This is a genomic window from Aeromonas intestinalis (genome assembly GCF_054052485.1).
In genome coordinates, this window is record NZ_JBSTYK010000008.1 from 173,368 (window position 1) to 198,142 (window position 24,775).

The window sequence follows — 24,775 nt, forward strand, 5'->3', positions numbered from 1 at the left end:
GCTGGCCTCGTCAGAACATGTTCAGGATGGAGTTGAAGAGTTGATCCGAGGTGCTGATCACCTTGGCGTTGGCCTGATAGGCCTTGGTGTAGGCCATGATCTTGACCCCCTCCTCGTCGGTGTTGACGCCGCTGACACTGCTGAGCTTGGTGGCCAGCTGCTTCTCCATGTTGGCATCCGCCTCCATGGTTGCCTTGGCCTGACCACTCTGCACCGCCATGCGGCCCAATAGGGCACTGTAGGCGTCATATTGGTCATCCTTGATGGTCAGCAGCTCCTGCAGGTTACGGTTGTCACCCGCCCCCCCCCCCGCCTTGGCGAAGGCCAGGTGCTCCCCGGTGAAGCCGTCTGCCACCTTGAGGGTACCGGACGGATTGAGGGGGTCGTAACTGAATAGCGGTTTGCCCGGATCGCCGTTCAGATCGATCCCGCCCCCCTGCTTGGCGTTGAAGTCATCCGCCAGCTTCTTCGCTATCTGGTTGAGCTCGTCGCGCAGAGGGCGAAGTACCGTGGTGCGATACTCCAGCACCCCGGCCAGGGTTCCCCCTTGCAGCTTGGGTACCTCGAAGGATTGAGGCCCGAAGTTCAGACTCAGGGTATCACCGGCAAGGGAGAGGGTACTGCTGCTGCCCGCCAGCACCAGGGGCTGGCCTTGAGGCAGGCTGAGGGAGAACGAGCCGTCGCTCTGGCGATTGACCCGCACTTCCATGAAGGTCGACAGCTCGCGCACTATCTGCTCGCGGCTGTCTTCCAGTGCCGAGGTGTTGATCCCCTTGGAGGCCTGTTCGCCGATCTGGGTGTTGAGCTCCGCCACCTGCTTCAGGTAGCTGTTGACCTGAGTGACAGTGCTGTTGAGCTGATCATCGATCTGCTTCTCCTGAGTCACCAGGCTCTCGTTGAGCTGATTGAAGCGGTTGGCCAGGGCACCCGCCGAGCTGACGATCTGGCTGCGCTGGGCCGGTGTTTCCGGGCTGTCTAGGGCAGCGTTCAGGGAAGCGAAGAAGCTGTCCAGCCCCTTGGTGATGTTCATCGACTCGCTGCCGAGCAGTTGCTCTGTGGTATTGATGTACTGATGGAACGCGTAGGAGGAACCGGTCGAAGAGCGGCTGCGCCAGTGCTGGGACACCAGATAGTCATCGGTGATCCTGCGCACCCCGGTCACCTCCACCCCCATGCCGTTGTCCAGCCGGCCAAAACCGGACAGGCTGCCCATCATGGCCTCCTGGCGGCTGTAACCGACGGTATTGACGTTGGCGATATTCTGGGCGGTGACGTTCAGCGCGATCTGTGCCGCGTTGAGTCCGCTAAAACCGATATTGAGCAGCGACATCAGTCAACTTTCCTCATTTTTGCCGAATTCAGAGGCTGACTGAAGGCAGCCAGGGTCTGGGATTCTGAAGCGACCACAGGCTCGGCATTCTTTAATGTGGGGGCCAGTTGATTGACCATCTGCTCCTTGAGGCCCAGTCCGCCGCGCTTCACCAGGCTCATGGCCAGCTGGCTGTCGTACATGTCGCGATAGAGCTCTTGCCCCTTGATAAGCTTGTCATCCTCATCCTGCATGGCGTCAGAGGCCGAACGCATGTGTTTGAGCACAGTCTGCAAGAAACTCACCTCAAACTGACCGGCTGCCGCCTCCAGGGCCGCCCGTTGATCCGGGTTGCTCTTTATCTGCTGCAGCTCATTGAGATCCTGATAGAAACCAGGCTCGGACGTAATTCGGGTCATAACAATCCTTAGATGACCACCAGCTCGCCTTCGAGGGCTCCCGCCTCGTCGAGGGCTTGCAGAATGGCCATGACATCATCCGGGGTCGCCCCCAGGGAATTCACTGCCTTGACGATCACTTCAAGGGAAGTGCCATCCGGCCAGACAAACATGTTGTTGCGCTCCCGGTCAACCTGGATCTGGGAGTTCGGTGTAGTGGTGGTCCGGCCGTTGGAGAAGGCGTTGGGCTGACTCACGGTCTGGCTCTCGCCGATTGTAACCGTCAGGCTGCCGTGACTGACCGCCGCCTTGTGCACCTTGACCCCCTGCCCCATGACGACGGTGCCGGTGCGGCTGTTGAAGACCACCCTGGGCCGTTCCTTGCCCATGTCGATCTCGATATCCTGCAGCAGGGCCATGAAAGAGATGCGCTGGCTCTCGTCGCGAGGGGCCGTAATCTGGATCCGCCCGGCACTGATCGCCTTGGCCACTGGGCCAAGCTGGCGGTTGATCTCCCGCTCCACATTACGCGCCGTCTTGAAGTTCGGCTGATGCAGGTTGAGGGTGACTTCGGGCTTGTCAGAGAAGCTGCTGGCGGCCTCCCGTTCTATGATGGCGCCATTCGGGATGATGCCTGCGGTGGGCACATTGATGGTCACGGAGGAACCTGACTGCCCCTCCGCCTTGACACCGGCCACCACCAGGTTCCCCTGAGCGACTGCATAGACTTCACCATCTATGCCGCGCATGGGAGTCAGCAACAAAGACCCACCCCGCAGGCTCTTGGCATCCCCGATGGAGGTGACGGTCACGTCCACCAGTTGTCCCTTGCCCGCGAGCGCAGGCAGGGTCGCCTGCACCGACACGGCGGCGACGTTCTTGAGCTTGGGGTCGATGTCATCGGGCAGTTGCACGCCAAACTGCTTGAGCATGTTGGTCATGGACTGGCCGGTGAACTTGACCTGACTGCGATCCCCTGTGCCGGAGAGACCCACCACCAGGCCGTACCCCACCAGCTGGTTGGTTCGCATCCCCTGCACATCGGCGATGTCCAGCAGGGCCCGCTTGGCGGGCGCGGCGGTGACAATACCCGGCAGCAGGCAGCAGAGCAAGGCGATACACCATCTGTTCATTGGAGTCCTCACAAGGGAGCAAAGGCGGAGCTGAAGAAGCGCGCCAGCCAGCCCATCTGGTTGCTGTCGGCAAGGGCACCGCGTCCCGCATAGGTGATGCGGGCATCGGCGATACGCTGGGAGGAGATGCGGTTGCTCTGATCGATGTCCTCGACCCGCACCATGCCCCCCAGACGGATGTACTCATCCCCCTGGTTGAGACGGATCCACTTCTCCCCGCGGATCCCCAGCACCCCGTTCGGCATCACCTCGGCCACGGTGACCGTGATGGCCCCCGCCAAGGTGTTCTGCTGGCTGGAGGTGGCACCACCATCGAAGTCGCGATCGGCGCTGATCGAGGCTCCCCAGTCGGGGCGTGATACGCCACCGATAGAAGGGGCGGGCACATTGATGCTGTTGTTCTTGTTCATGCTGGTGTTGGCTTTCTTGCTGGACTGGGTCCGCTCCTCCAGCATCACGGTCAGGATGTCGCCGATACGATAGGCGCGGCGATCCTGGAACAGGGTCATCATGTAGTCATTACGATAGAGGCTGCCATCCTCCCCCACACCGGTGCGGGTCATCTGGGAACGGGAGGGCGCCCACTTCTCATCGCCGGGCTCCGGAGCCTGCAACTCATAGGTGGAACAACCGCCGAGCAGCAGAGCCAATCCGACACAACGCAACATCGACCCAATCATCACAATGCCTGGGTGATAAATTTGAGCATCTGATCGGCGGAAGAGACCACCTTGGCGTTCATCTCGTAGGCACGCTGGGTGGTGATCATGTCCACCATCTCCTCCACCACGTTGACGTTGGAGCTCTCCAGAGTGAACTGCTTGAGGGCCCCCATGGCCTCTTCGCCCGGCACCCCTTCGATGGCCTCGCCGGAGGCACCCGTCGCCCGATATAGGTTGCCCCCCAGGGCTTCCAACCCTGCCGGGTTGGAGAAGTTGGTCAGGGTGATACGACCCAGCTCCACGTTCTCCTGCTGGCCCGGCAGGGTCGCGCTGACGGTACCGTCGGTGCCGATGGCGATCTTGGTGGCGTTGTCGGGGATCTGGATCTGCGGCAGCATGGGCAGGCCGTCAGAGTTGACCAGCAGCCCCTCGGCATTGCGATGCCACTGGCCGTTGCGGGTGTAGGCGGTCTCGCCATCCGGTCGCTCGACACCGAAGAATCCGGCACCGACCACGGCGATGTCCAGCTCCTGGTTGGTGTTCTGGAACTGGCCCGAGGTGAACACCTTCTGGGTGCCGACCACCCGTACACCATTCCCCATCTGGATGCCGATGGGGGACAGGTTCTGCTGATCCTGCTGGGCACCCGGCTGACGCTGGACCTGATAGAACAGATCCTCGAACGCCACCCGATCGCGCTTGAAGCCGACCGTGTTGACGTTGGCCAGGTTGTTGGAAATGCTGGCCATCTTGGCATCCTGTGCCGACAGACCCGTTTTACTCACCCAAAGTGCTGCGTGCATCTTCGTCTCTCCACCATCTCATGGGAGGGTGCCTGGCACCCTCATCAATCTCTTCCTGGCCGGTCACACCGGCCCTTCATCATTCTGTCAGCCCTGACCGGAGATCAGTCTGGCCCCTTGCCTGGCCTGCTCATCCGCCGTCTTCATCAGTTTGACCTGCAACTCGAAGTTGCGGGTCAGGGACATACTGCCTATCAGCTCATCGACCGCGTTCACGTTCGCCCCCTCAAGGAAGCCGGATGCCAGCACAACCTGTTCACTTATTTCCGCATCGCCACCCTGGCGCTGACGGAACAGACCGTCCTGTCCCTTCACCAGCTCGGCCGGATCCGGATTGACCAGCTTGAGACGACCCACATCCAGACGGGCACCGCCACCCGGCGGGGTGATGCTGAGGGATCCATCCTTGCCGAAGCTGAGGTCACGATAGGCTGGCAGCACCATCTCACCGCCATCCCCCAGCACGGGACGGCCATTGAGGGTCAACAGACCCTCACCATCCACCTCCAGGTTGCCGGCGCGGGTGTAGGCCTCCTTGCCATCGGCAGTCTGTACCGCGATGAAGCCATCACCCCGGATCGCCACATCCAGCTTGCGGCCGGTCTGCATCAGGGCACCGGGCTTGAAGTCGGTACCCGCCTGTTCCTCCCGGGCCATGACCCGGCTCTGGAAGCCGTCACCGGCCAGGGCATAGGCGGAGGCCCGCTCGAAATCGGCCCGAAAACCGGCGGTATTGACGTTGGCCAGGTTGTTCGCCCGGATCTGCTGGGCCATCAGGCTGTGTTGCGCCCCCGACATGGCGGTATAGATAAGCTTTTCCACGCATCACGCCTTAGAAGGAGTTGAAGAGAACCTGGGTCATCTTGTCGGCCGAGCTGATGGTCTTGGCATTGGCCTGATAGTTGCGCTGGGAGGTCATCAGGCTGACCAGCTCACCAGTCAGATCCACGTTGGATGCCTCATAGGCCCCCGCAGTCAGGGTACCCAAGGTGCCGGTACCCGGCGCCCCCAGCACGGGCTGACCCGAGCTGAACGACTGCTGCCAGGTGGTGTTGTTGGCCTGCACCAGACCGTTCGGGTTGGTGAAGTTCGCCATCACCACCTGGCCCTGCAACAAACTCTGACCGTTGGTGAAAGTGGCGTAGACACCGCCGTCTGCGTCGACCCGGACCCCGGTCAGATCACCGGCCGCATAGCCGTTGGACTGGTTGCGGGTGGCGTTGAAGTCGGAGGCGTACTGGCTGACCTTGGCCAGATCTGCCTTGAGGGTAATTGGATCGGCGCCAGGAGGGGCCAGGTTCAGTACCGGGGCCGTGGTTGGCATCTTCAGGGTGCCGTTGGTGTTGAACTCCATGGTCACCGGGGAGCCGGTCTTGGCGCCGTTGAAGGCGTAGTTGACCTGCCAGGTGTTGTCCCCCGTCTTCACGAAATACTGGGTGACAGTGTGCTCGACCCCAAGCGAGTCATAGACCTTGCTGGACTGGGAGTAGCTGAAGCTGTCGGATTTAGCAGGGTCGAACGGATGCGCCGTCTGATCGATGATACTGGCATCCGCCTTGAGATTGGCCACGAACTCCAGGCTGTCTGAAGGCTTGGCGGGCAGGCTGCCAGCCTTGACCTGAATGTCCCCCACCACGCCGGATTGCAGTTCACCCGCTTCGTTGGTGGTGTAGCCCTGCAAGCGGGTACCACTCGCTGTGGTCAGGTAGTTGCTGGCATCGCGCTGGAACATGCCGGCCCGGGTGTAGGAGGTCTGGCCGTTGCTGTCCTTGAGGACGAAGAAGCCGCTGCCGGAGATCGCCAGATCCAGGCCGCGCCCGGTCCGGGTCACGTCCCCGTTGCGATCAAAGTTCTGGGAGACGTTGTTCATCTCCACCCCTCCGGCCTGGCCACCGCCGTAGATGGCGGCGAACTCGGCACGGCTGGACTTGAAGCCAGCGGTGCTGGCGTTAGCCACGTTGTTGCTGATGACACTCAATTCCTGGTTGACGGCGCGCAGGCCGCTCAGTCCGATACTAAAAGACACAGTTTCGCTCCTATTTGATTACGCCGACTTGCCAAACTGGACGGCGCTGAACAGGGGAACTTCCCCGACGCCCGCCACTTGCAACATGATCTCGCCCGTGCCGGGCAGGTTGACCCGCTCCACCTGGCTCGCCACATAGTTCTTGGTGGTGGTGGCGACGCCCGCGAGGGAGGCCTTCACCTCGAAGCTGTACTCGCCGGCCGGCAGGGTCGGCAGCTCGTAGTCCAGCCCGCCCGCCTTGCTCTCGCCCCAGCTCTTGCTGGCCACCAGGGTGCCGTTCTTGTCATAGACCTTCAGCTCGACCGCATCGGCCGCACCGCCCAGCTCCACCTGGCCGCGGATCGCCTTCTCCTCTTTCTGGCTCAGGGTCTGGCTCGGCACCATCACCTCCTTGTCGATGAGATCCGTGCTCTGCAGCACCTGCTGGGTATCCATCATGTTGATGGACTTCTGCTGCAGCACCTTGAGCCCTTCGACCCCCTCCACCATGCTGAACTGCGCCAGTTGGGTGACGTACTGGGCGCCGTCAAGGGGATTGGTCGGATCCTGGTTCTGGATCTGGGCCACCATCATCTGCAGGAATTCGTTGCGCAGTTGTACGCCCTGGCCGGCGGCTGCGTTGTTGCTGGCGATCTCAGGGGTCGCCGAGTACTGGCTGGTGCTGCGGGCGGAGTCCAGACCGCTGACTTGTGGCAGGCTCATTTACGCTCCCTGACCCAGTCGCAGCAGGCCCTGCTGCATGCTGTTGATGCGGTTGATCACCTCCACCGAGGTCTCGAACCCCCGGGAGGCACTCATCATGTCCGCCATCTCCTCCACCGCGTTGACGTTGGAGTAGTAGACAAAGCCCTCGCCATCGGCCAGCGGGTTGGTCGGCTCCAGGCGCTTCTCGACCTGGCGATCCGACTGCACTATGCCTGCGATCTGCACCTGGGCTGCCCCCAGCCCGTCGGCCTCCTGCACCCGTTGATAGAGGGTGGAGAAGACGGGCTTGATGGCCCGGAAGGCGGCGGCTTCGCTGCCGGCGGCGCTGTCGACGTTGGCCAGGTTGGAGGCGACAGTGTCCAGACGGACTGTCTGTGCCCGCATGGCGCTGCCGGCGATGTCATAGATTCGGTTGAACGACATGATTAACGGCCCTCGATCGCCTTGGCGATCCCGGTGATTTTCATATTCAGGAAGGTGAGGCTGGTCTGGAAGTCGGTGGCATTGCTGGCAAACTTGCTCTGCTCCACGCTGAGCTCGGCGGTGTTGCCATCCATAGAGACCTGATAGGGAATGCGATAGAGGGGATGCTGCATGTCGTTGCTCATGGCGCCCTGGCTGATGGCCGCCCCCTGTTCCCCGGCGACGACCTGTTGGGCGACCCGGCCGAGTATGCTCTTGTAATCCACATCCCGCGCCAGATAACCGGGGGTATCCACATTGGCCAGATTCCCTGCCAGAATACGTGCCCGATCCGCTCGTACATCGAGGGCATAGGGGTGCACCCCAAGCGCGCTGTCAAATGAGATACTCATGCTTCATCCTTCTTGTGAACCAGTCAGACCGGTGCATCCTTTATCAAGACTCATGCCAATCATGAAAATCCGTTATTTCCGCCGATCAGGGAGTCGCCGGCGGTTGACCAGCCGGTCAAAAGGGGAAGCATCGTTTCCCATATGGAAGCTGTTCTGTCTGCTCTGCCTCTCGTTTCTGGTGCGCCCGCTTCTGGCCGAGCCCGTGCCACTGCCGCAGCAGTTGGAGAGCATGTTGAAGACTGATGCCAGTGCGGCCCTGAGCGACTACCTGCAGCAGCAGGATTGGCCGAGCCCCCCGGCGGAATATCAGGTCTGGCTCTCCCCCGCAGTGGCTCACCTCCCCCCCTGCCAGCAGGAGATCAGGCTGCAGGCGGGGGGCCAATATCGTCAGCCCTGGGGGCGGCGCCCCTATCTGGTCGAGTGCACCGAGCCCGCCTGGCAACTCAGGGCCAGAGTCGAGGTCGGCCTGATGATGCCGGTCTGGGTCACGGCCAGGGAGATCCAGAAAGGGAGGGCCATCCAGCCCGCCGACCTGGTGGAGAAGGAGCTGGATGTCAGCCGGCTGCAGCGGGGCTTCATCCCCAGCAACCATTCGCCGGTAGGCAGCAAGAGCAATCGCCATCTCAGGATGGGGCAGCTCATCAGCGAGCTGGATCTGCAGAAGAGCTGGGCCGTGCGGGAGGGGGAAGGGGTGCTGATCCGGGCCGGTCAGGGGAACTTCTCGGCCACCACCCGCGGCAGGGCGCTGGAGAGCGGGGCCATCGGCGACGGAGTCCGGGTACGCAACAACCAGTCCGGCAAGGAGATCCAGGCCTGGGTCATCGACAAGGGGGAAGTGGAAACCCGTTTTTGAGGCGGAAAGCGAGTTTGATTCAAGTTGGGGCGCCCAAGGGTCGCCTGTCATAGATAGACCATCAGGAATTGACGTTATGAAAATCACCCGTACCGATCCGCTCTATGTCCAGACCCAGCTGCAACGCCAGCAGGATGCCGCCCCCCTGACCCAGCCTCAGTCCAGGAGCCCCCAGGCTGACGCCCAGATCAGCACCAGGGCACACAGCATCAATCAGGCAAGGGCCGAGCTCGCCTCGACCCCGGACGTGGACATGGAGAAGGTCAACCAGATCCGTCAGGCCATCAGCGAGGGCAAGCTCGAACTCGACATGGATGCCCTGGGTCAGGCCATTCTGGACATGCACCGCCGATGACCATGGCACCCAAGCTGAGGGTCAAAGAGTTGATCATCGGCATTCAGCAGGATTGCGGACGTTATGCGCAGTTGCAGCAACTGCTGCTCAACCAGCACGGTCTGCTGGCCAGTCATGACGTCGAGGGTCTGACCACCCACAACCACCAGCAGACCCGGCTGATGGTCGACATCCAGCAAGAGGCGCAGCAGCGCTGTCAGCATCTGCTGGCGCTGGGGCTCAAGCCCGATGAGAAAGGGATGGCGAAGCTGATCGCCAAGTTGCCCGATGCCCTGCAACAGAGCGTGGGGAAAGAGTGGCAGCGGCTGGAGCTGTTGCTGAAGCAGTGCCGACGCCAGAATGAACACAATGGCCGCCTGCTGGCCGGTCAGATAGAGACCATCAACAGCCTGCTCGGTCAGGAATCTGCCTACGGCCGGCAGGAACGCTTCCCCGATTGATCCCTTCAGCGCCCCCGCAGGGCGCGATGGCGCAGGCTGGCGAGTTCGTCGAGCTGGCGTTGATCCCCTGACTCCTGCCGCTGACGCGCCTCCAGGGCTCGCCTGTCCAGCAACAGCTCCAGCCCCTTGACCCGGCCAAACTGCTTGAGCAGTTGCCCCTCATGACGGGAGAGATCCAGGCGGGCCAACGATGACTGTTGCAACTGATGATCCAGCAGGTGACGCAACTGCCCCTGCATCTGCTGCTTGTTCTGCCAGAGCAGGGGGTGGAAGCTGGCCGAGCCTAGCTGCAGAGTCGCGATCACCTCCTGCAGCTTCAGCACCCGCTGCTCTTCGCGCATGGCAACCTCCCGCAGTCGCTGCCGTTCCTTGCCCATGGCGTCCAGCGCATCCTGTTGCAGGCCGAGATAGGATTTCAGCACACCGCCTCCTTAGGCTCTGCCGAGCACTTGTTTCAAGTCCCCCACCACCTGGGTAATGGGGGTCTCTTCATGGATGCCCTGCTGCAGGAAGCTGGCGATGGCGGGGTAACGCTGTACGGCCTCATCCATCTGGGGATCTGCTCCGGGTTGATAACCCCCCAGCGGAAGTAGCTCGCGAACCTGCTGATAGCGTCCCCAGAGCTGACGCAGGGTGACCGCCAGGGTCTGCCATTCCGGCGGCACCACCTGGGGCATCACCCGGCTCACCGAGGCGCCGATGTCGATGGCGGGGTAGTGCCCCTCCTCCGCCAGCCGGCGTGTCAGCACTATGTGGCCATCGAGGATGGCACGCGCCGAATCCACCACGGGATCCTGCTGATCGTCCCCCTCCGCCAGCACCGTATAGAAGGCGCTCAAACTGCCGTCGGCCCGGGTGCCGTTCCCTGCCCGCTCCACCAGCTGGGTCAGCATGCTGAACACAGAGGGGGGATAGCCACGGGTAGCGGGGGGTTCGCCTATCGCCAGCGCAATCTCCCGCTGGGCCTGGGCATAGCGGGTCAGGGAGTCCATCAGCAGCAGTACGTCCTCTCCCTGCTCACGGAAATACTCAGCGATGCGGTGACACAGTTGGGCCGCCCGCAGCCGCATCAGGGGGGATTGATCTGCCGGAGCAGCAATCACCACGGAGCGAGCCAGCCCCTCGGTCCCAAGGCTGTGCTCGATGAACTCCCGCACCTCCCGGCCCCGTTCACCAATGAGGCCCACCACCACTATCTGCGCGCTGGTGTTGCGGGTCATCATGCCGAGCAACATGCTCTTGCCTACCCCGGATCCCGCAAACAGCCCCAACCGCTGGCCCTTACCTACCGTCAGCATGCCATTGATAGCGCGGATCCCCACATCAAGCGGCTCCCGCACCGGGGTACGTAACAAGGGGTTAGGGGGGGAAGCAAACAGTGGAACGCTTTCCCCCTCTTCCTGCAGGGGGCATCCATCCAGGGGTTGCAGCAGTCCATCGAGCACCCGGCCGAGAAGGTGTGAGCCAAGCCGGATCCGCTCCTCACCATCAATGGGTTGTACTCGGGCACCGGCATAGAGACCGCTCATGGGCTGGAGTGGCATTAAATAAGAGACATCGCGGTTGAAGCCAACCACCTCGGCCAGCAGGGGTTCACCGGTCGCACAGTCCACCCGGCAGCGCTGCCCCATTACCAACTGGCAGCCCACCACCTCCAGCGTCAAACCTGTCACCCGTACCAGACGCCCATAGCGGCGAAAAGCCGGTATCTCGTCCAGCTCATTCAGAGCCGAGTTCAGCACCCGTTGCAGGGATTCATGCATTATTTGGCAAGGCCAACGTCTGATTGAGCTGATTGATGCAATTATCTAGCCGCTCTTTGGTATTAATCTCGATCACTGCCGCCCGGGTCTCGATTCTGGCATCCCCGATTCCCAGGGCCCCATCTACCTGCAGAGGCCACTTCTCGCAGCGTGTCACTCCCTGCTCCGCCAGCCTCTGTCGGTCTCCCTCGCTCAGGTAAATAACCAGATCCTCAGATTCATTGGGCAATGTGGCCATGGCCTGCTCGACCTGTTGCAACACCTGCTGGGGATTGAGGGTGAATTCGGCCTGGATCACCCGCTTGGCCACCTGGGCGACCAGCTGGGCGATCAGTTCCTTTTGCTCCAGCATGCGGGTCTGGGTCAGGGACTCCCACTGCTGCTGCAACTTGGCAAAGGGGATCATGGCCTGATCGAACGAGGTTCGCCCCTCGGCCAGCCCCTGGGCCAGGCCGCGGACCTGACCCTGTTGCAGCCCCTTGGCCTCCCCTTCGATGAGACCGCTGGTCAACCCCTGCTGATAACCGGACTGGTAGCCTTCGGCCTGTCCCTGCTCCAGCCCCTGCTGATAACCATACTCGAACTCTTCCTGCTGGTTCCGGGCCTCCTCCCCACTCTGTCCCAGAGCTGGAAAGCGATAGAGACGTGTGGCACCAGCCGCCAGTTTGCGAACCTGTTGACTCATGGCAGCCTCCTGTTAGCTGACGGTTGGCTCTTCAAACAGTTGGAACTCGAGTTCTCCCTGCTCCACCAGTTCCCGCACCATCTGCATCACCTCTTCCCGCGCCTGCTCAACCTTGCGCAAAGAGACGCTGCCCTGATCCTGGATCTGGGCCTCCAGCGCCTGTGCCATCCGCTTCGGCATGGCACCCAGCACCACCTTGCGGAAGCTGGCTTCGGTGTTCTTCAAGGCAAGGGCCAGCAGATCCGCCGGCAACTCCTGTACCAGGCGCTGCAGGGTATCGTCGCTCTGACGACGCAGGGCCATGAAGTCGAACATATTCTTCTCTATCTCGAGGGCCATGTCCCCGTCATGCTCGCGCAAAAGGGAGAGCATCTGTTCCTTGTTGCCCTGATAGCGATTCAGGATATCGGCGACCTGGCGCACCCCGTTGACCTTGGCTCCGGATTGATCCGCCACATAGGCCAGGCAACGATCCAGCGTCAGCCGCAGCTCAGCCAGCACATGCTCGCTCACCGAGCTGAGACTGGCGACCCGAACCAGCAGGTCGTCGTGCACCGACCCCGGCAGGGCATCGAGCACGGCCGACGCCGTCTGGGGAGGGAGGAAGGCGAGCAACACGGCCTGCATCTGCGGGTGTTCGTTGCGGAAGAAGCGAGCCAGTACTTCGGCGGGCACCCACTGCAGCCGCTGGATATCCTGACTCATGACATCCCCATAGAGGCTGTCGAGCAGGCTGCGGGAGAGCCGCTGCCCCAGTGCCAGATCCAGGGTTTGCTCCAGATACTCCCGCGAGGCGCTGCCGATGCCGCTCTGCTCGCGGTACTGGCTAAAGAACTGCTGCAAAGTCCACTTGGCCTCGATGGAGCTGACCCCGGAGAGACCCGCCATCTTGGAGATAAGCCGTTGCACTTCGTCGCGGGAAAGCTTCTGCATCACCTTGGCGGCCGCCTCGGTACCCATGCTCAGCAACAGGATGGCGGCTTTCTCGAGATTGTCGATATCGATGTCGACCGCGCTCTGGTTCAGATTAACGTTGTTCATTGCCACTCACCCATTGTCTGACCACTTCCGCCACCCGGGCCGTGTCTTTGTCTACCAGCAGTTGCAGGTGTTTGAGCTGAACTTCCAGCTCGGAACCGGGTTCAGGCAAGGCCTCAAGATCCAGCGAAGAGAACTGGGGATCCACTCTGTGTTCGTTCTGCAACAGGCTCTTGCCAAGCGCTGAACCCTCGATCTCGCCATCCCCTTCTCGGCGCATGGAGAGACCGACCTGGGGTTCCAGTTCCTCATCCTGCTCCTGTTCCGGCTCGGCCTCAGGGTATTGCTGGGTGCGCACCAGGTGCTTCACCAGCGGACGAATGCCGAAGAACACCAGAGTCAGCCCCAGCAGCCCACCCACCAGATAACGCAGGGAATCCTGCCAATAAGGTGTTTCCAGCCAGCTGGACTCCGGCGGAGTGATCGGCACCGCACCGGTAAAGTCGAACACTTGCAAGCTGATTTGGTCGCCACGGGCGCTATCAAACCCCACAGAACGTTCAACCATCTGGCGGATCTGCTCCAGTTGTTCGGCACTCCAGCCACCCTCAGGGCCAATCTGCTGGTTCAGCAGAATGGAGACGTTCATCCGTTCCAGGCGCCCCTGCTGATAACGGGTGTGCACTATGGTGCGGCTGTTCTCATACTGCTTGCTGACTTCCTGGCGTTCGGTGCGGGTGTCATTCTTGGGGGGCTCAGGAGTCGCGGCCCCCTCCTGCGCGGCCTGATCGGCCTGGGGTGCCGTCTCGGGAGGCCGGTTGGAGAGCGCCCCCGGAATGCCGAGAGCCAGCGCGTCTATGGTCTTGTCAGACTTGTTGGATTCCTTGGTCACCACGCCGTTGGGATCCAGCTGCTGCTGAGTCTCCTCCACCGCGTTGAAGTTCACGTCCGCGGCTATCTGCACCCGGAAGTTGCCGGTGCCCAGCATGGGATAGAGCATGTCGTTGGCCCGCTGGCGGATGTACTGCTCCAGCTTGCGCACATACTCCATCTGCTGGACGCTCTGCTTGCCAAAGCCCGCCTTGTCGCCCATCTCGGCGCTCAGCAGCTGGCCGGCCTGATCCACCACGGTCACTGCCCCGGGCTTCATGCCGGAGATGCTGCCCGCCACCAGGTTCGCGATCGCCTCGACCTGGCCGGGTTCCATGGACTGGCCAGGCTGCAGATCCAGCATCACGGAGGCGCTGGGTTTCTCTTCGTCGCGACCGACAAACAGGGTTCGTTTGGGAATTGCGAGGTGGACGCGGGCGCTACGCACCGCATCCAGGGAGATGATGGTCCTGGCCAGCTCCCCTTCCAGGGCATGGCGATAGCGGGCCCCTTCCATGAATTCGCTGGTACCGAGGCCGGTGACGTTGTCCAGCCCCTCGAGGCCGGCCGGCATGGCGGCTCTGACGCCGCGGGCCGCCAGGGCCATACGGACGTGGGCGAGCTGACTCTCGGGCACCAGGATCTGGCCTGTGCTCTTTTCCAACCGGAACGGTACCTGCTCTTTTTCCAGCATCTCCATGATGTTGGCGGTGTCGTAGAGCTCCTGCTTGCCGTAGAGGGGGACGTAGTTCTTGCTGGAGGTCCACAGTATGACCACTATGGTGCCCGCCACGATCGCGGCAAGCAGCGCTATGGTCAGGATGGATTTGTTGTCCCGGGAGAGGGTGCGCCAGTTGCGCATCCCTTCCTGAACCCGTGCCATCAGGGAGACAGATGCCCCCTGGGAGGAGGATACCAATTCAGTCATCACCAACCTCAGAGCGGCATGCGCATGATGTCATCGAAGCCGGTCATCAGCTTGTTGCGCACCTGCATCAGGGCGGAAAAGCTGAGGCCGGCCTTCTGGCTGGCCACCATGGCCCCCACCAGATCGTCGCTCTGACCCGCATCGACTGCGGTCATGAGCCTGGACGCTATATTCTGCTGTTCGTTCACCCGCCCGACGACATCTTTCATGGCATCGCTGAACGAGACAGTCGATGCCTCGTTTGGTTCGATGGAAGGGGCTTGGTTGGCGACTCGCTGCATTTCCTGCATCTGCTGCAGGAGTGTCACCTGTGATGACATCATCTCAATCTTCACTCGGTTATCCCTTAGTTCTGAATCTGCTGCTCGACATCGATGCCTTGCTCACGCATGGCCGCCAGCTTGTATCTAAGTGCCCGGGTCGTCATCCCGAGGGCTTCCGCCGTCCGGGTGCGGTGACCACGAAAACGGCGCAACGTCTCCAGGACGAATTGAAATTCCGCATGCCGCTTGGTCTCGCTGAGCCCCTCGGGGGCCGCGAGGGCCTGCGATAACGGGTTGTCGGCCTCCGCTGCGTAATGGGGCAGCATCAAATCGACGGCCTGAATATGCAATCCGCGAGCCATAATTAAGGCCCGCTGGATGACGTTATCCAGTTCACGGACATTGCCGGGCCAGTCGTAGGAGAGCAGCTGCCTGCTGGCCCCCTCGCTCAGCCGATAACCCTGCTGGGCGGCGTAGCGTTCGATGAAGTGGCTGGCCAGGGGCAGGATGTCGTCGGGCCGCTCCCGCAGGGCGGGCCAGTTCATGGGCAGCACATCGAGCCGATAGAACAGGTCTTCGCGAAACTCCCCCTGTGCCACCAGCGCCCTCAGATCCCGGTTACTGGCGGCGATGATCCGCACATCCAGCGGGATCACCTGATGGCTGCCGAGTCGCTCCACCTCTTTCTCCTGCAATACCCGCAGCAGCTTGGCCTGCAGCGCCAGGGGCAACTCTGAGATCTCGTCCAGCAGCAGGGTGCCCCCCTGGGCCAGCTCGAACTTGCCCTGCTGGCTGGCGGTGGCGCCGGTGAAGGCCCCCTTGCTGTGACCGAACAGAATGGACTCGAGCATGGCCTCGGGGATGGCGGCGCAGTTGATGGCCACGAAGGGTTTGTTCGCCCGGTTGGACATGTCGTGGATGTAGCGGGCCAGCCGCTCCTTGCCCGTCCCCGACTCGCCACCAATGAGGATGGTGGCCGAGGTCTTGGCGGCGCGCCTGGCGAGTTGCAGCACCTGCAGGCTCAGGGCAGAGGTCGCGACCAGGTTGGGAATGGCCTGGCGCAGTCGCAAGGCCCCCCTCACCACATCGAGGATCTGGCGCTGGCTGAAAGGCTTGATGATGTAGTCGATGGCGCCGGCCCGCATGGCTTCCGCCGCCAGATAGGCCTGATCCTCATTGACCAGGATGACGCAGTCGGCCCCCGTCAGCTCATGCACCCTGGAGGGGCCGGCTTCGGTCATGACCGCCATGTCGAGCAGGATGAGATCCACCGAATGGCAGGAGAGGAATTGCTTGGCCCGGGAGATGGAATCCTGGCAGGAAACCCGGTAGCCGGAATTCAACAACATCTCCCCAATATCGTTTCCATTTGATAACGATGAGGAGACAAATAATAAATGTGCGTGCGATTCAACACCGACGGGTATTGAATTTTCCTTGATAGATAAATCAGAAAACATATTAACCCGAACCTGTGATTGCACATGAATCAATCAACAGAACTGACCGTGACAAATAAAAACGCACCACGACAAGAATAACGCTTCTTAATTGAGCGTTTACCTTATAGTGGTATGAAAACAAGGCGAGAATCATGGCCTTGGTAACCCCGCTATCGTTAGCATCAATGCTGTTAGACCGGAGGCTTTGCGTCCTGACTTTTCAGTTCAGTTTGCCTTTATCATGCGACGACCCGTATTAGGATGGCATGGCTTTGTTATCCTTAAAGCCATGAGATACACCTGATTGTTTGTATTTTGTTATTTATTCCAGTGTGCATCACGTCAAAAGCCGTCACATCATAACGGCTTTATATGACAATTCAAGTAGATATGCGGAATAACCACTTCCTGATCAAGATGTTGACATGGCAATTCAACTTCAGCCGAGGGTGCCAATTACCTCCACCCGCAAGTCTTCCGGTATCTCGTTATAAGAGAGCACTTTGAGACCTTTTGAGAAGGAGCGGGCATAGCGGGCGATCAGGGGCCTGAGCTGGGGCATGACCACCAGCACGGGGGCATAGCCCTGCTGCTGCAACTGCTCCTTCACCAGCGGCATGTTCTGCTGCAACTGGGCGAGCAACTGGGGATCGACCGGGAAGCTGTCCAACTGGATCTTGCCCTGCTGCTGGGACTGGTTCATGGCGCTCAGCAACGTCTGCTCCAGCCTGTCATCCAGGGTGAAGGCCGCCAGGATGTCCCTAGAACCGATGGCCTGCCTGACGATCTGCCGCCTCAGGGCACAGCGCACATCCGAGGCCAGCAGCACGGGATCCTTGGTCAACTCGCTCGCATCCAGCAAAGTGGTGGCTATGGTGCGGATGTCGGTGAGGCTGATCTGCTCCTTGAGCAACTGGCGGAACACCCGCAACTGCTGCATCTGGGTCAGGGCCAGGTTGAGCTCCTCCGCCAGCCGGGGGGACTGGACCGCTAGGTACTGGCCCAGCTTGCCCACCTCGTCATGGCCGAACAGCACATCCAGCTGCTCCCTCAGCAGCTTGCTGGTATGGGTGGCGATGACGGTGGCGGAATCCACCACTGAATAACCCAGGTTCAGCGCCTTGGCCTTGTTGTCCGGGGAGATCCAGACCGCGTTCATGCCGTAGGCCGGATCCTGGGTCAGCTCGCCATCCAGAGCGCCATAGGTCTCCCCGCTACTGATGGCCATCAGCCGCTGACAATCCACGTTGCCCATGGCCAGGGCGATGCCGGAGAGCTTGATGCGATACTGGTCCGGCTGCAGTTGCAGGTTGTCCCGCACCCGGATCTCGGGCAGCAGGAAGCCATATTGCTCGGAGAGGGTCTTGCGAATGCCGCGCACCCGGGCCAGCAGCTCGGCCCCCTTGTCCGCCTCCGCCAGGGGCACTAGCCGATAGCCGAGTTCGATGGCGACCGTGTCCACGGGGGCGAGATCCTGCCAGTCCAGCCCCTGTGGCTCGTGCTGCACCATCTGCCGGGTCAGCTCCTCGGCCGCATCCAGCGCCGGATCCTGGGCCCTGCGCTTGCTGACGCTCCAGCCGGTCCAGGCCAGCACGGCGGCGAAGCTGAGGAAGGCCAGCATGGGCATGCCCGGCACCAGCCCCAGGATCAGCATGATGGTCGCCGCCGTGTAGATCACCCGGGGCGAGGCCAGGATCTGCTGGCCGACCTGATCCGACATCTCCCCCTCGTCGCTGACCCGGGTCACTATGATGGCCGCGGCGGTGGACATCAGCAGGGAGGGGATCTGGGCGACCAGACCATCACCTATGGTGAGCAGGGCATAGATGCGAAACGCATCGGAGACCGGCAGGGAGTGCTGGAAAATACCGATGGCCAGGCCACCCACCAGGTTGATGATGAGCACCAGCAGACCGGCGATGGCGTCACCGCGCACGAATTTGGAAGCCCCGTCCATGGCGCCGTAGAAGTCGGCCTCCCGGGCTATCTCCTCCCGGCGGGTCTTGGCCTGATGCTGGTCCAGGATGCCGGCGTTGAGATCGGCATCGATGGCCATCTGCTTGCCCGGCATGGCGTCCAGGGTGAAGCGGGCGGAGACCTCGGAGATCCGCTCTCCCCCCTTGGTGATGACCACGAAGTTGATGATCATCAGGATCACGAACACCACCAGACCGACCACATAGTTGCCGCCGATGACCACTTCACCGAAGGCCTGGATCACCTTGCCCGCGGCCTCGTGCCCCTCGTGACCGTGCAGCAGCACGACCCGGGTGGAGGCGACGTTGAGGGACAGTCGCATCAGGGTCGCGACCAGCAGCACGGTCGGGAACACGGAGAAGTCCAGCGGTCGGCGGGCCGAGACGGAGACCAGCAGCACCAGCACCGCCAGCACTATGTTGAAGGTGAACAGGGCATCCAGCAGCCAGCCCGGCAGAGGCAGGATCATCATCGCCAGTATGGCCAACAGCATCAGCGGGATAGCTGTATAGGATTGGGTCAATACACGCCAGTTCACAACTTACCTCTCAGGTTGACGTAACTCGGGCGGCACATGCAGGGGAGCGAGGGGGTTGGGTTTCTTCCCCCTGCCTGCCTCATAGGCCCGTAGCTGCAATACGTGATTCAATACATAGGCGACCGCGGTATACAGGCCCGCCGGCACTTCCTGATCCACCCGGGTGGAGTGATAGATGGCCCGGGTCAGCTCGGGCAGGCTCATCACCATCTTGTCGTGCTGCTTCGCCACCTGGCGGATCCGCTCCGCCATGCTGTCGATGCCCTTGGCGATCACGAAGGGGGCGTTGGCCCGCTCGGGATCATACTTGATGGCCACCGCATAATGGGTCGGGTTGACGATGATCACATCCGCCTGGGGCACCCGCTGTTCGATGCGGGCCCGTGCCAGCATGCCCTGCACCTGGCGGATCTTCGCCTTGATCTCGGGGCGCCCCTCGCTGTTCTTGTGCTCGTCCTTGACCTCCTGCTTGGTCATCTTCAACTGCTTGTTCAATGACCAGCGTTGATAGGGCACATCCAGCACGGCGATCAGCATCTGCACACTGCCTAGCAAGATGAATGCCTGGGAGAGGATCCGCAGCGCCTGCTCCATGGCCGCCTGGGGTGGCATGCGGTTCATCATAATCAGCAGGGGCCACTGGTGCTGCAGCATCAGGGCGAGCGTGCCCCCTATCAGCAGCACCTTGAGCAGGGACTTGAGCAGCTCCATCAGGCTGTGGGAGGAGAACATTCGCTTGAGCCCCTTGAGCGGGTTGATCTTCTCCCCGCTCGGCATCAGCTTCTTCCAGGTCAACACCATGCCCCCCGGCACTATGCTGAGCAGCACCAGCAGCAGAGCCAACAGGCCGAACAGCGGCAGCAGCACCCACAACATGCCGATCAGCGCATCCGCGGTCCACTGGACCATCATCTGGGGATCCCGCGCCCCCTGCCAGTTGAAGCGCTGGGGCTGCTTCATCAGCTCGGCGAAGAACAAGCCGAAGCTCGGCACCATCCACTGCATGGCCAAGCCGCCGAGCAGCAGCAAACCGGCTGAGCTCAGCTCCTTGGAGCGCGCTATCTGCCCCTCTTCCCTCGCCTTGCGCCGTTTCTGGGAGGAGGCCTCTTCGGTCTTGTCCTGAGCGCTGTTCTGGCTCATGGTGGCGTCAGGGCCCTGAGCTGGGCCAGCACATGGCCGACCAGATCCAGATAGCGGGCCGGGACACCGCTGATGGAGATGGCCATGGTCAGCAGCCCCAGCAACAGTGTCATGGGGAAGCCCAGGGAGAAGATATTCAGTGAGGGGGCCGTACGGTTGAGCACCCCGAAGGTGAGGTTGACCATCAACATGGCCACCACGGCGGGCAGGGTCAGGATCAGGGACGCGCCTATGCTCCAGCCGAACAGGCCGATGACCCCCTTCACATCGAGGGAGTAGACGGACGATCCCGGCGGCCAGCTGCGCATGCTCTGCACCAGCACATCCAGGGTCACCAGATGGCCGTTGAGCCCGAGGAACAGCAGGGAGCAGAAGATCAGCATGATCTGGCTGACGATGGGGGCCGTGTCCCCGTTGGAGGGGTCATTCATCACCGCCATCGCCAGGCCCATCTGCATGGAGAGGATCTGGCCGGCCATGGTCATCACCATGAACAGCATCTGGACGCAGAGCCCGAACAAGAGCCCGAACAGCAGCTGCTCCAGGGTCAGCACCAGGGCCCCGACGCTGAAGGGGTCGAGCAGCGGCATGCCTTTCAGCATGGGGGCGATGAGCAGGCTGATGACGAAGGCCAGCAGCAGGCGAACCTGAGCCGGAATGCGGCCATCACCAAACACCGGCATCACCCAGAAGGCCGCCGCGATGCGCACGAAGGGCCACCACCACTGGCCCAGCCAGGCGGTCAGCTCGGCCGCGCTGAGCGACAGCAGGGAGTTCATCCGATGAGCCCGGGGATCTTCTGGAACAGGTCGGCAAACAGGGTGGTGATCTGCGACAGCAGCCAGTTCCCCGTGAAGATGAGCGTCAGCAGGGTGACGATGAAGCGGGGCAGGAAGCTGAGGGTCTGCTCCTGGATCTGGGTCGCGGCCTGGAAGATGCTGACCACCAGGCCGACGATGAGGCCGGGTACGATCAGCACCGAGACCATGATGACCACCAGGTTCACGGCGCCCCCGACCAGGGCCACACTCTGTTCCGGGCTCATATCAGCCTCCGCCGCCGAAACTGGCGGCCAGCGTACCGACCGTCATGGACCAACCGTCCACCAGCACGAACACCATCAACTTGAAGGGCAGCGAGATAATGAGCGGCGACAACATCATCATCCCCATCGCCATCAGCACGCTGGCTACCACCAGATCGATCACCAGAAAGGGGATGAACAGCATGAAACCTATCTGGAAGGCGGTATTCAGCTCGCTCAGCACGAAGGCGGGCAGCAGCACCCCGAAAGGCACCTCACTCTTGGCGAGGGTGGTGGACTCCCCCGAGATCCGCAGCATCTGCTCCAGATCCGGTTCCCTGGTCTGAGCCAGCATAAATTGGCGCAGGGGTTTCTCGGCGCGGGCCAGCCCCTCCGTCAGGGTGATCTCGTTCTGGTCATAGGGCACGAAGGCATGCTGGTACATCTCGGTCCAGACCGGGCGCATGATGGCCAGGGTCAGCAGCAGGCTGATGCCAATCAGCACCCGGTTTGGCGGGCTCTGCTGCAATCCCATGGCCTGGCGCAAGATGGCCAGCACTATGATGATCCGGGTGAAACTGGTCATCATCAGCAGCAAGGTCGGCAGCAAACCCAGCAGGGTCATGAAGAACAGGATCTGCAGCTTGATGCTGTAATCCTCGCCCCCGGCCGCGCCTGGCGACACGGAGAACAGCGTCATGTCCGCACCCCAACTGGGCAACGAGAACAGCAGCAGGGCAACCAGCAGGCAGCGCATCAGTCGCTCATGCCACCCAGCAGGTTGGTATCGACCACATCGACCAGACGCAAGCCATATTTGCCATTGACGACCACCACTTCACCGCGGGCCAGCAGACGTCCGTTGACCCGCACATCCAGCGGCTCGCCCGCCAGCTTGTCCAGTTCGATGACGGCCCCTTCCTCCACCCGCATCAACTCACCCAGCGCGACTTCGGTGCTGGCCACTTCCAGGGTCACCTTGACCGGGATCTGGTGAAAGAAGGAGAGATCACGCTGCTTGGTGCTGCTGGTCGGCGCCATGTAATCGGCCGCGCTCGGCATGCTGATATCGTCCCCAAACAGTTGATCCAGGCCATCCAGATCCAGCGGGTCATTCAGATTGTGTTCGTTCATGATTCGATTATTCCTCTACCACGGTTGCAACCTGATACACCAGGCTGCCTTTATGTTCGGCAATGCGGCCATTGAAACAGGGGCGGTTACCGATCAATGCCGGCACGACCTCGGGTAAGTCCAGCGAGAGCACATCCCCCACCTTGAGGCATTCCAGATCCGCCAGCGTCATGGACATCTTTCCCATGACCACACGCAACTGTACCGGCACCTGCATCAGCGCCAGCTCCAGTTGTTCCGCCTGCACGTGGTGACCTGAGGTAATACCGATCGCCTCCTCGGGGGGCAGAAGCCAGAATTGCCACTCGTGGGTGCTGCCACCCGCGACCATGCAGGCATCCGCCACCCAGAGCCGAGGCGCAGACACCGCCTCCCGGGTGACCAGGTTCAACTGCCAGGCAAGATCCCCCTGGCCCAGGCTGGCAGACCAGATATCGATCTGGTACTGGCACAGCCGCAGCAGCAAACGCTGCTCGGTATCGGTCAGCCCCTTGCCATGTGCTGCCTCGGCACCCTTGTGCTGCAAGGAGCCACCAAAAAACAGCACGGCTAGGCGATAAATCACTGAAGATGAGATAGAGAAATAGGCGACACGCTGCGCATCGAGCGGGGTACGGGCCTCAACCCAGAGCAGACGATCGTCGAGATCCTGAGGCGAAGCAGAAGAGAAATCCTGATAGTTCAGCTCACAATCCGCCGCATTGAACAGCTGAGCCATACAGCCCGATGCTTGCAGCGAGAAGGAACCCAGTTGGGAATTGAGCTGCTTGAGGCGCGCCAGATTGGCTCGCTCGACGCCCAGCAGATCATAATGGGGAAGGGCCCTGCCCCGCTCGGCAGACAGCAGCCGAGAAGGTGTGAGCATTACGCCGCTTGATGACATTACAAATCCACCTTAGCCATTTTCATCTCGCCCTACTGCCATAGAGACACTCATCAGGCCAGCCGCGTGATCGATATGAAGAGTCCAGCCGACACAGAGCGACCGAAACGGGCGAGAACTTTATTACAAAACCCCAAAAGGCGCCATGCGCCATCCGGCAGCCCGAAAATAAAAATCCCGGCCCTGTTAGGGACCGGGATTTTAAGGTAATTGCTTACCAGAAATAGGTCGGAGTCGGCCTGTAAGCCGGGTTCTGTTCCGGGTTTCCCCGGTAGCAATCATTCCTCTAGGCCAGCAATCGCTCGCTGGCTCAAGCAACCTACCCGCCCCCAACGCGGGCCGCGCCAATAGGGGCCTATTTGGTCTTGCTTCGGGTGGAGTTTACCGTGCCACGAACTGTTGCCAGTCGCGCGGTGCGCTCTTACCGCACCCTTTCACCCTTACCTGATCCCTTGCGGGCCATCGGCGGTTTGCTCTCTGTTGCACTGGTCGTAGGCTCACGCCCCCCAGGCGTTACCTGGCACCCTGCCCTATGAAGCCCGGACTTTCCTCCCCTCCGCCCGTCTGTCCCGAGGGACACAACGACGAAGCAGCGATTGCCCAGCCAACTCCGGGCGCGGATTATAGCCTTGTCCCGCGTCCCGGGTAAACCCGCAATTGCGCTTTCCACCGCGAGGCGGGGTTGGAAAGCCGTCAAAGGCAGCGATTCCGCCTATCAAGCGAGGAATTGACGGAGTTTCATACCATGAATATTGAAATCTCAGTGGCTCGCGCTACCTAGTGGTGCTCCAGACCGTATTTATAGAGCGCGTTCTTCTTTACGCCGTGGATCTCGGCGGTGAGCGCGGCCGCTTTTTTCAGCGGCAGTTCCGCCACCAGCAGTCCCAGGGTACGGATCGCCTCCGCAGGCAGCTCCTCATCCACCTTGCTGGCACCGGCCACGACCAGCACGATCTCGCCGCGGCAGCGGTTATCGTCCTCGCCGAGCCACACCAGCATCTCGGAGGCTGGCAGGCCATGGATGGACTCGAAGGTCTTGGTCAGTTCGCGGCACACCACCACCTGACGCTCTCCCAGGATGCGGGCAATGGCCTCCACCGTCTCCTGCACCCGGCGCGGGGATTCGTAGAACACCAGAGAGCGGGTGTCTTCGATGACGGCCTGCAGTCTGTCGTCCCGCCCCTTGGCCTTGGCCGGCAGGAATCCCTCGAAGGCGAAGCGGTCGGTGGGCAGACCGGCGGCAGAGAGGGCCGTAATGGCGGCGCAGGGGCCCGGCAGCGGCACCACCTTGACCCCGGCCTCGCGACAGCGGGTGACCAAGTGATAACCAGGGTCGCTGATGAGCGGGGTGCCGGCATCGGAGACCAGGGCCACGCTCTTGCCCTCCTTGATGCGAGCGATGAGCACATCGGCTTTTTGCTGCTCGTTGTGATCATGCAGGGCGAAGGTCGACACCGAGATCTGGTAGTGGTTGAGCAGGATGCCGGTGTGACGGGTATCCTCGGCTGCCACCAGATCGACACTGCGTAGAATGTCCAATGCACGCTGGGTGATATCCGCCAGATTGCCGATCGGGGTGGGGACTATATACAGGGTTGGGATGTCACTCATGGGATCTCCGAGCGTCCCGACAATTGTGTCGCCATATTGG

General features: G+C 61.6%; 28 protein-coding genes, 1 other RNA gene and 1 riboswitch. Of the genes, 3 read left to right on the forward strand and 26 right to left on the reverse strand.

Going from position 1 to position 24,775, the window contains the following annotated elements; genetic code table 11:
- Positions 1-10 precede the first annotated feature (10 nt).
- The 10 genes from lfgK to lfgB form a co-directional block, all read right to left on the reverse strand.
- On the reverse strand, positions 11-1,330 hold the full coding sequence (gene lfgK, locus ACW5W7_RS12355) for a lateral flagellar hook-associated protein LfgK (RefSeq protein ID WP_456501903.1): 1,320 nt from the start codon (positions 1,328-1,330) through the stop codon (positions 11-13).
- Positions 1,330-1,728 carry a rod-binding protein gene (locus ACW5W7_RS12360; RefSeq protein ID WP_456501904.1) on the reverse strand — a complete coding sequence of 133 codons (399 nt, stop codon included), beginning with the start codon at positions 1,726-1,728 and terminating at the stop codon, positions 1,330-1,332. Before ACW5W7_RS12360 ends, lfgK begins: the two co-directional genes overlap by 1 nt.
- A gap of 8 nt (positions 1,729-1,736) precedes the next feature.
- The gene (gene fgIL / locus ACW5W7_RS12365; protein ID WP_456501905.1) at positions 1,737-2,840 is read right to left on the reverse strand and encodes a lateral flagellar basal body P-ring FlgIL; all 1,104 of its coding nucleotides are present in this window, start codon (positions 2,838-2,840) and stop codon (positions 1,737-1,739) included.
- An 8-nt stretch (positions 2,841-2,848) separates the two neighbouring features.
- The gene (gene flgH / locus ACW5W7_RS12370; protein ID WP_456501906.1) at positions 2,849-3,508 is read right to left on the reverse strand and encodes a flagellar basal body L-ring protein FlgH; all 660 of its coding nucleotides are present in this window, start codon (positions 3,506-3,508) and stop codon (positions 2,849-2,851) included.
- An 11-nt stretch (positions 3,509-3,519) separates the two neighbouring features.
- The gene (gene lfgG, locus ACW5W7_RS12375; RefSeq protein ID WP_456501907.1) at positions 3,520-4,305 is read right to left on the reverse strand and encodes a lateral flagellar basal-body rod protein LfgG; all 786 of its coding nucleotides are present in this window, start codon (positions 4,303-4,305) and stop codon (positions 3,520-3,522) included.
- Positions 4,306-4,392: 87 nt separating this feature from the next.
- A complete protein-coding gene (gene lfgF, locus ACW5W7_RS12380; RefSeq protein ID WP_456501908.1) occupies positions 4,393-5,127 on the reverse strand; it encodes a lateral flagellar basal-body rod protein LfgF in 735 nt (244 codons plus the stop codon).
- Between the two features lie 10 nt (positions 5,128-5,137).
- A complete protein-coding gene (flgEL, locus tag ACW5W7_RS12385; RefSeq protein WP_456501909.1) occupies positions 5,138-6,331 on the reverse strand; it encodes a lateral flagellar hook protein FlgEL in 1,194 nt (397 codons plus the stop codon).
- An 18-nt stretch (positions 6,332-6,349) separates the two neighbouring features.
- On the reverse strand, positions 6,350-7,033 hold the full coding sequence (locus tag ACW5W7_RS12390) for a flagellar hook capping FlgD N-terminal domain-containing protein (protein ID WP_438549416.1): 684 nt from the start codon (positions 7,031-7,033) through the stop codon (positions 6,350-6,352).
- Entirely contained in the window at positions 7,034-7,459 is a 426-nt protein-coding gene (flgCL, locus tag ACW5W7_RS12395) for a lateral flagellar basal body rod protein FlgCL (protein WP_438549417.1), read from the reverse strand.
- A gap of 2 nt (positions 7,460-7,461) precedes the next feature.
- On the reverse strand, positions 7,462-7,851 hold the full coding sequence (lfgB, locus tag ACW5W7_RS12400) for a lateral flagellar basal body rod protein LfgB (protein ID WP_456501910.1): 390 nt from the start codon (positions 7,849-7,851) through the stop codon (positions 7,462-7,464).
- Between the two features lie 229 nt (positions 7,852-8,080).
- On the opposite strand from lfgB, the gene flgA reads away from it, so the two are divergent.
- The 3 genes from flgA (at position 8,081) to flgN (ending at position 9,499) form a co-directional block, all read left to right on the forward strand.
- Positions 8,081-8,704: a flagellar basal body P-ring formation chaperone FlgA gene (flgA, locus tag ACW5W7_RS12405; protein ID WP_456501911.1), complete on the forward strand. Its 624-nt coding sequence runs from the start codon at positions 8,081-8,083 to the stop codon at positions 8,702-8,704.
- A gap of 76 nt (positions 8,705-8,780) precedes the next feature.
- Complete coding sequence (gene flgM, locus ACW5W7_RS12410; RefSeq protein ID WP_456501912.1) at positions 8,781-9,059, forward strand: flagellar biosynthesis anti-sigma factor FlgM; 279 nt, start codon at positions 8,781-8,783, stop codon at positions 9,057-9,059.
- Between the two features lie 2 nt (positions 9,060-9,061).
- Positions 9,062-9,499, forward strand: coding sequence for a flagellar export chaperone FlgN (gene flgN, locus ACW5W7_RS12415; RefSeq protein WP_456501913.1), 438 nt, complete (start codon positions 9,062-9,064; stop codon positions 9,497-9,499).
- A gap of 5 nt (positions 9,500-9,504) precedes the next feature.
- On the opposite strand, the gene lfiJ is transcribed toward flgN, so the two are convergent.
- The 16 genes from lfiJ to rsmI all read right to left on the reverse strand — a co-directional run bounded on the left by lfiJ (position 9,505) and on the right by rsmI (position 24,735).
- Positions 9,505-9,921 (reverse strand): lateral flagellar protein LfiJ, encoded by a 417-nt coding sequence (gene lfiJ / locus ACW5W7_RS12420; protein WP_456501914.1) that lies wholly within the window; start codon positions 9,919-9,921, stop codon positions 9,505-9,507.
- A gap of 9 nt (positions 9,922-9,930) precedes the next feature.
- Positions 9,931-11,262, reverse strand: a complete 1,332-nt coding sequence (gene lfiI / locus ACW5W7_RS12425; protein ID WP_456501915.1) for a lateral flagellar FliI-like assembly ATPase LfiI — start codon at positions 11,260-11,262, stop codon at positions 9,931-9,933.
- Positions 11,255-11,947 (reverse strand): lateral flagellar assembly protein FliH, encoded by a 693-nt coding sequence (gene lfiH, locus ACW5W7_RS12430; protein WP_456501916.1) that lies wholly within the window; start codon positions 11,945-11,947, stop codon positions 11,255-11,257. Before lfiH ends, lfiI begins: the two co-directional genes overlap by 8 nt.
- Before the next feature lie 12 nt (positions 11,948-11,959).
- Positions 11,960-12,988: a lateral flagellar motor switch protein FliGL gene (gene fliGL / locus ACW5W7_RS12435; RefSeq protein WP_456501917.1), complete on the reverse strand. Its 1,029-nt coding sequence runs from the start codon at positions 12,986-12,988 to the stop codon at positions 11,960-11,962.
- A complete protein-coding gene (gene fliFL, locus ACW5W7_RS12440; protein ID WP_456501948.1) occupies positions 12,975-14,714 on the reverse strand; it encodes a lateral flagellar M-ring protein FliFL in 1,740 nt (579 codons plus the stop codon). Before fliFL ends, fliGL begins: the two co-directional genes overlap by 14 nt.
- A gap of 17 nt (positions 14,715-14,731) precedes the next feature.
- On the reverse strand, positions 14,732-15,058 hold the full coding sequence (gene lfiE, locus ACW5W7_RS12445) for a lateral flagellar hook-basal body complex protein LfiE (RefSeq protein ID WP_438549426.1): 327 nt from the start codon (positions 15,056-15,058) through the stop codon (positions 14,732-14,734).
- An 11-nt stretch (positions 15,059-15,069) separates the two neighbouring features.
- The gene (gene lafK / locus ACW5W7_RS12450; protein WP_456501949.1) at positions 15,070-16,332 is read right to left on the reverse strand and encodes a lateral flagellar response regulator transcription factor LafK; all 1,263 of its coding nucleotides are present in this window, start codon (positions 16,330-16,332) and stop codon (positions 15,070-15,072) included.
- A gap of 253 nt (positions 16,333-16,585) precedes the next feature.
- A riboswitch (cyclic di-GMP riboswitch) is annotated at positions 16,586-16,673 on the reverse strand.
- A gap of 194 nt (positions 16,674-16,867) precedes the next feature.
- A complete protein-coding gene (lfhA, locus tag ACW5W7_RS12455; protein WP_456501918.1) occupies positions 16,868-18,943 on the reverse strand; it encodes a lateral flagellar biosynthesis protein LfhA in 2,076 nt (691 codons plus the stop codon).
- 3 nt (positions 18,944-18,946) lie between these two features.
- Positions 18,947-20,083: a flagellar biosynthesis protein FlhB gene (gene flhB / locus ACW5W7_RS12460; protein ID WP_456501919.1), complete on the reverse strand. Its 1,137-nt coding sequence runs from the start codon at positions 20,081-20,083 to the stop codon at positions 18,947-18,949.
- Entirely contained in the window at positions 20,080-20,862 is a 783-nt protein-coding gene (lfiR, locus tag ACW5W7_RS12465) for a lateral flagellar biosynthetic protein LfiR (protein WP_456501920.1), read from the reverse strand. The genes flhB and lfiR overlap by 4 nt, the downstream gene beginning before the upstream one ends.
- The gene (gene fliQ / locus ACW5W7_RS12470) at positions 20,859-21,128 is read right to left on the reverse strand and encodes a flagellar biosynthesis protein FliQ (protein ID WP_438549430.1); all 270 of its coding nucleotides are present in this window, start codon (positions 21,126-21,128) and stop codon (positions 20,859-20,861) included. Before fliQ ends, lfiR begins: the two co-directional genes overlap by 4 nt.
- A gap of 1 nt (position 21,129) precedes the next feature.
- Complete coding sequence (fliP, locus tag ACW5W7_RS12475; protein ID WP_456501921.1) at positions 21,130-21,864, reverse strand: flagellar type III secretion system pore protein FliP; 735 nt, start codon at positions 21,862-21,864, stop codon at positions 21,130-21,132.
- The gene (gene lfiN / locus ACW5W7_RS12480) at positions 21,864-22,241 is read right to left on the reverse strand and encodes a lateral flagellar motor switch protein LfiN (RefSeq protein ID WP_456501922.1); all 378 of its coding nucleotides are present in this window, start codon (positions 22,239-22,241) and stop codon (positions 21,864-21,866) included. Before lfiN ends, fliP begins: the two co-directional genes overlap by 1 nt.
- Positions 22,242-22,248: 7 nt before the next feature.
- Entirely contained in the window at positions 22,249-23,106 is an 858-nt protein-coding gene (gene lfiM, locus ACW5W7_RS12485; protein ID WP_456501923.1) for a lateral flagellar motor switch protein LfiM, read from the reverse strand.
- A 244-nt stretch (positions 23,107-23,350) separates the two neighbouring features.
- Positions 23,351-23,736, reverse strand: an RNA gene (rnpB, locus tag ACW5W7_RS12490) — RNase P RNA component class A.
- A gap of 165 nt (positions 23,737-23,901) precedes the next feature.
- The gene (rsmI, locus tag ACW5W7_RS12495; RefSeq protein ID WP_456501924.1) at positions 23,902-24,735 is read right to left on the reverse strand and encodes a 16S rRNA (cytidine(1402)-2'-O)-methyltransferase; all 834 of its coding nucleotides are present in this window, start codon (positions 24,733-24,735) and stop codon (positions 23,902-23,904) included.
- Between the last annotated feature and the right edge of the window lie 40 nt (positions 24,736-24,775).